5 protein-coding genes and 1 pseudogene are annotated in these 6,558 nt (G+C 38.7%); all 6 read right to left on the reverse strand.

Annotation, left to right across the window (positions count from 1 at the left end; translation table 11 throughout):
• Window positions 1–186, reverse strand: a pseudogene (locus ACOQO5_RS07750) (N-acetyltransferase); the annotation flags it as partial.
• Window positions 186–1,292: a DegT/DnrJ/EryC1/StrS family aminotransferase gene (locus ACOQO5_RS07755; protein WP_420581122.1), complete on the reverse strand. Its 1,107-nt coding sequence runs from the start codon at window positions 1,290–1,292 to the stop codon at window positions 186–188. The pseudogene ACOQO5_RS07750 and the gene ACOQO5_RS07755, both read right to left, overlap by 1 nt.
• A complete protein-coding gene (locus ACOQO5_RS07760) occupies window positions 1,289–2,239 on the reverse strand; it encodes an SDR family oxidoreductase (protein ID WP_420581123.1) in 951 nt (316 codons plus the stop codon). Before ACOQO5_RS07760 ends, ACOQO5_RS07755 begins: the two co-directional genes overlap by 4 nt.
• A 4-nt stretch (window positions 2,240–2,243) precedes the next feature.
• Window positions 2,244–3,494 (reverse strand): Vi polysaccharide biosynthesis UDP-N-acetylglucosamine C-6 dehydrogenase TviB, encoded by a 1,251-nt coding sequence (gene tviB, locus ACOQO5_RS07765; RefSeq protein WP_420581124.1) that lies wholly within the window; start codon window positions 3,492–3,494, stop codon window positions 2,244–2,246.
• Between the two features lie 90 nt (window positions 3,495–3,584).
• Window positions 3,585–6,032 carry an SLBB domain-containing protein gene (locus tag ACOQO5_RS07770; protein WP_420581125.1) on the reverse strand — a complete coding sequence of 816 codons (2,448 nt, stop codon included), beginning with the start codon at window positions 6,030–6,032 and terminating at the stop codon, window positions 3,585–3,587.
• 118 nt (window positions 6,033–6,150) lie between these two features.
• On the reverse strand, window positions 6,151–6,558 hold a 408-nt coding region (locus tag ACOQO5_RS07775; RefSeq protein ID WP_420581126.1), incomplete at its 5' end, for a 3'(2'),5'-bisphosphate nucleotidase CysQ family protein.

Below are 6,558 nucleotides of genomic sequence, written 5' to 3' on the forward strand. Positions count from 1 at the left end.
TTGAACTTTCACATTTTTACCCAAAACAACTCCTGGTGATACAACTACATTTTGTCCAATGCTACAATTTTCTCCAAGTTTGGAGTTTTTCATAAGATGCGAAAAGTGCCAAATTTTTGACCCCTTCCCGATTTCGCAGGGTTGATCAACAACTGCCGTTTCATGTACAAAATATCCCTTTTCCATTATCCAAATTTTTTTATGGTTTTACAAATAAAGGACAGTTGTTCATCAGACAAATGTGTATGCATTGGCAAAGAAATTACCTCTTCACACAATTTTTTTGATGTTGAATATTTTCTCTTGTTGAAACGACTGTATGCACTTTGTTCTGGAACTGGCAACGGATAATAAATCATGTTTGGAATTCTATGGTTTTTCAAATGATCTGACAATGCATCTCTCCGCCCGTCTCTTACCTTTAATGTATATTGATGAAATACATGAGTAGAGTCTAACTCTCTGAAGGGGATATCGATAAAGCTGAGGTCCTTTAAATTTTGATCATAGTAGTCTGCGGCCTGTCTTCTCCGGTTTTCGAACTCATTCAACTTTTTCAATTTTTCAATTAATATAGCTGCTTGTAGGGAATCCAATCTCGAATTTACTCCAATGATTTCATGATAATATTTTTGTTTCTGCCCATGATTTCCTATCATTTTTATTCGATTGGCTAATTCCGGATTATTGGTTATAACCGCCCCTCCATCGCCAAAACACCCAAGATTTTTGGAAGGAAAGAAGGACGTCACTCCAATGTCTCCGATGTTACCACATTTGACCCCTTTGTATTGTGCTCCAAGAGATTGGGCTAGGTCTTCAATGACAAACAAGTCGTTGGCTTTAGCAATATTGTTAATTTCATCCATATTGGCACATTGACCATACAAATGAACTGGTACAATTAACTTAGTATTTTCAGTAATGACATCTTTAACCTTTTGTGGGTCAAGATTAAAGGATTGATAATCTACATCGACAAAAATAGGTGTCAAGCCAAGCAGTACTATCACTTCAACAGTGGCAATGTAGGTAAATGCCGGGACGATTACTTCATCTCCAGCTTTGAGTCCAAGTGCCATCATTGCTAGTTGTAGACCATCTGTTCCATTGGCGCATGGAATAACAAATTTACTTCTATTCCAGTCTTGCAAATCTGAGGCAAACCGTTGGACTGCTGGCCCATTTATGAATTTTCCCTCATCAATGACATTTTGTATGGCTTGATCAACATCAGATTTAAGGTCTTGGTATTGACTCCTTAGGTCAACCATTTGAATCTCGTTCATCATATTTCCTGTTTAAACCAATTGAAGGTTTTGGTCAGTCCTTCCTCAACACTAACACTTGGTTGATAGCCTAATAATTTTTTGGCTTTGGAAATGTCTGCCAAGCTATGCTGAACATCTCCCATTCGCTCTGACCCATACTGTGCTAGTAAATCCGACCCTGAGATCTTTTTTAGTAATTCATATAATTCGGACAATGTTGTACTACTGCCAAGAGCAATGTTGAATACTTCATTCTTAATTTCATTTCCTGATTCCATTGCTTTCAAATTAGCTTGAACTACGTTGTCAATATAAGTAAAGTCACGACTTATGGAGCCATCCCCATTAATAACGGGAGCTTCTTCTTTTAGTATGGCTTGGATAAAATTAGGTATAACAGCAGCATAGGCACCGGCAGCATTTTGCTTAGGCCCGAAAACATTAAAATATCGCAGGCCAACAAACTTAATGTCGTATATTTTCGAAAATACGTCAGCGTAAAGTTCATTGACATATTTAGTAATGGCATAAGGGGAAAGGGGGTTGCCAATTACTTGCTCTACCTTTGGTAAACTTTGACTATCCCCGTAGGTTGAAGAAGAAGCCGCATAAATCACACTTTTTACTTTTGCTTGAACCGATGCATAAAATACGTTCAGAGTTCCTGCAACATTCACCTCATTAGAGGTAAGTGGGTCTTTAATTGACCTAGGCACTGATCCCAAAGCTGCCTGATGAAAGACATAATCAACTCCGTTGCAAGCAGAGAGGCAAGTATCAAAATCTCGAATATCTCCTTCAATAAAGTGAAGCTTACTTTCTTTAAAACTTTCTTTTAAATTATCCTTTGAGCCGGTCATTAAGTTGTCCAATACTCTAACGCTATGGCCTAGTTTGAGTAATTCTCCAACTAGGTTTGATCCTATAAATCCAGCACCACCGGTAACTAATATTGTATATTGAGACATTGATCTAGAGTCTTTTATCAACTAAAGCGGGATTTAAAAACCCTTTTATATCGTAGACAACTGCATTGTTCATAATCATATTTTCAATATCCAAATCCAGAAACTCATTATGTGAAACAGTCAATACTATGGCACAATACTTTGTTTGTATTTCGCTTATCATCTTAATTCCATATTCTTGATGAACTTCCTCAAAATCAGCTTGGGGGTCATATACATCAACATTGGCCCCAAATGAGGACAATTCTTCAATCACGTCAATTACTTTTGAATTTCGAATATCTGGGCAATTTTCTTTGAATGTGACTCCTAAAACCAACACTGAAGCGCCTTTTATGGCCTGCCCTTTATCAATCATTAATTTTATGACCTCGCTTGCCACGTATGACCCTACACCATCATTTATTCTTCTGCCGGCTGTTATAACTTGAGGATGATAGCCCAGTGACTCAGCTTTTGAAGTCAAATAATAGGGGTCAACTCCTATGCAATGACCACCAACAAGCCCAGGCTTAAATTTTAAGAAATTCCATTTGGTGCCTGCTGCTTCAAGTACCTCCGTTGTATCAATTCCCATTTTATGGAAAATTATGGATAGTTCATTGACAAACGCAATGTTCAAGTCACGTTGCGAATTTTCTATGACCTTGGCTGCTTCTGCCACTTTTATCGAAGAGGCCCTGTGGGTTCCCGCAGTAATAATTTCCTTATATAAGTTATCAACTTCTGTTGCAACTTCTTCAGAGCTTCCTGAGGTGACTTTCATTATGGTAGATAGTCGATGTTCTTTATCTCCCGGGTTAATCCGTTCTGGTGAATAGCCACAATAAAAATCTGTATTAAATTTTAGCCCGCTTACTTTTTCCAGTACTGGGACACAATCCTCTTCTGTGCAACCTGGATATACTGTTGACTCATAAATTACTATGTCTCCCTTTTTCAAGACTTCGCCTACTGTTTCGGATGCCTTAACCAAAGGTTTTAATACAGGTTGCTTGTATTTATTGATAGGGGTCGGAACCGTGATTATAAAAATATTCACACTTTTCAAATCATTGATGTCTGAAGAAAATATCAGTTGATCAGCCTCTCTCAACTCAGAGGAACTCACTTCTAAAGTTCGATCTATTCCGGTTTTTAATTCTGAAATTCTTTCGACGTTGATATCAAATCCTATGGTCTGCCTTTTTTTTCCAAATTCTACGGCCAAGGGCAATCCTACATACCCAAGTCCTATTACACCAATTTTTTTCATATCTTTTTTTCTATTCGGATTTTTTCTTACTACACATTTGTTGATGCGACATTATAAATTCTAATATCTCTTATTGAATAATCAACTATACTAATTTCTTGCAATTTGACTAATGACTAATGCAATAGTAGCTAATCCCGAAGCTATACCAACCCAAGCTTGCGCGCTCATTTGTTGTCTGTCTGGCTTCTTAGGCACCACGATTTCCATTCCGGGTTCGACTTTTGGATAGTTCCTTATCCACAAAAAGCTTCTAGTTTGTGCCGCAGATCCATTGGCATAAATAGCGTACGATTTAGATTTTTTTGCTCTTTGGTCGAATCCACCTGCACTTGAAATATAGTGCTTGAATTTTGAGCCTTTGTTGTGCTGAATGTTACTGGGATAAAGCACCTCTCCACGAACGCGAACCGTTTGAAACTCTCTAGGAATACTCAAAATATCACCCTTTCTTAAAATCAGGTCATATTTCGATCCTGGCTGCTCAAGTATTTTCTCCAAGTTAATTCCAATAGATTCTTGTTGACGAAAAATTTCAATACTATCATTCAGAGAAAACCCCTCTTTTCTAAATCTATACGTAAGATCCTGTCTCCGGATTTCGGCTGCATCATCATCAATTTTAACATCTACAATTGGATTTCCGTTCGCATCTACAGCTCCAGTTTGACCCGGCGTTTTATAATATTCTGTTCTCCGAATCAGAGTAGCTCCCTTCGCATAAGCATATCGAGATATGCCACCTGCTCTTTTGAGTAAGGAAGAAATTCTTTCATCTTTAGTTTTGAGAGAATACTTTCCAGGAAATTTGGCTTCTCCTTCCACTTCTACAATCTCTTGGTCTTGGAAAAATGGACTTTTTCGAACAACCACTAAGTCGTAGGGTGCAAGCTTGAATCTTGAAGCCTCGCTTGAAAGACTTAAATTCTTACTGATCGGAAAATTGTAAATTTTAGCACTTTGATTGATGTCTTTGGTGCTATCTGGATGTACTCGTCTAGCTACTTCCACAAAGGACCTAGCTGCAGATTCTTTAAAACCACCAGACAAATAGATAAGGTCCTCTACTGTCATATCATCCACATAGTTAATTGTACCTGGCTTAAGCACTTCTCCTTCTATAGTCAATTGATAAGACTCTCTCAGGTCATAGATGGATTGGATGTTTACGATGTCATTGTTTTGTAATGGAATATCCGATTCGCCATTTAAAATTTTCTTTGGATCGAAAGACAAGTTGGAAAGTGAAAAATCTTTATTTCTTCTTATGATTATTCCTCGTTCCATAAAGGCATCACCTCGTAGTCCATCAGCTTTTCTAATCAATTGACTCAAAGTCAACCCTTCCGTCAATTCGTATTCTCCAGAGTTAAGCACAGGACCTTCTATTGAAACTCGACTTAAAAATTCCTCCGAAATGGCGGCGACATATATTTCATCTCCATTTTTCATTATGAAAGAATCTCTTTGTTCAGGTGAAATAGATTTGATCGTTCTAAAATTACCATCGATGCGAATCACATTGACCGTCCCATTGTAAGCATTTTTTGAAAAGCCCCCAGCAAAAAAGAGTAGATCTTCAAATGTTTCGTTTTCTGCCAGCTCGTAGGCCGCAGGTCTCTTTATTTCTCCTTGAAATCTAACCCTATTGATGTAAGGTTTAACGATAATTACATCTTGGTCTTTTAATGTAATGTTTTCCCCTTTTCCTTTGATGAAGAAGTTGTAGGCATCTAGTGTTGAAATGAGTTCGTTGTCTCTATAGATCTCTATTTGCCTTAACGAACCATTGATTGTGGGGCCACCTGCGTTGTATAATGCGTTAAACGCAGTTCCGAAGGAAGTTAACGTATAAGTCCCCGGCTTGTCGACTTGACCAATTACGTGTACTGCAATGGTTCTGATTTGGCCTAATGATACATCAGCATAAGAACTTCTTCCTATGGTGCTATAAATCTTTTTAAGTCTTGCGATTATTTTCTTTTTGGCCTCTTCCATTTTGAGCCCATTCACATATATGGGGCCTATGCTGGGGACTCTTATGGAACCCTCGGGAGAAACCGTAACCTGATAATTTTGTTCAGATGCACCCCAAATATCTATATAGAGTTCGTCTCCAGGAGCTAAAGTGTAATTAGCAGGAGTGGGAACATTGAGGTTGGGTTCAAAGGTCAATTCAGATTCTCGAAAAAATTTCAAGCCAAATACTTCAAGCCCATCGTCGAATATTTTTAACGAATCTTCCTTTTCTTTTTGTGCCATTTGCTCAAACGGAAGCATCAGCTCATCTACTACCGCTTGATCAATTGGATTTATTCTCATTCTTGACCCGGCCATGGCTGGATTAACCGTTTCGGTGGCCTGTGCTTCCAATATTTTTCCACGCAGTTTCGCAATGTCGGACTTTGACATGCCACGCATTTGTGCCATCTGAACGAGTTGTTCTTCGCTCATACCACTGGCCTCCAAGCGCTGCACTAAATGACCCATTTGTTCAGGGGTCAAATCATCAATATTTAAGTTTTGCAGGTTTTGCAAATCGGAAATATTTTGACCATGAAGGTTTGAGAATTGCCCTAGGCAAAGAGCTAAAAACAAGATACTTAAGAGTATTCGCCGCATGTTGTAATTTAATTTCGCCGCAAGTTAGGGAATATTAATCTTCTAAATTGCAAGTCACCAAAAAATGTGGGTTTAAGAGGTCTACTTTGTTGTATTGGACAGGTGTTTTGAGGTTTCTTATCAAGACTTGACCTCCTGCCTCGCGAACCACTGCATCGGCAGCCGCGGTATCCCATTCCATTGTAGGAGCGAATCTGGGGTACAGGTCTGCTTTGCCTTCGGCAATAGCTACCAACTTGAGAGAACTTCCCATACTTACAATTTCTGGCTGGTTCAGTTGATCAAGATAGGCCTGGGTTTCATCATTGAGGTGCGAGCGGGAGGCTACTACCCTGAGGCCTTTGGCCTTTAGCGATTGGCTATTAGCTTTTAGCTGTTGGCTTTGTCCGAGGTAATCCAAATAGGCACCATTATTTTGATAGGCATAGTACAATTTATGTTG

The sequence above is a fragment of the Reichenbachiella sp. genome (genome assembly GCF_965223055.1).
In the GTDB taxonomy this organism is placed as follows: domain Bacteria; phylum Bacteroidota; class Bacteroidia; order Cytophagales; family Cyclobacteriaceae; genus Reichenbachiella.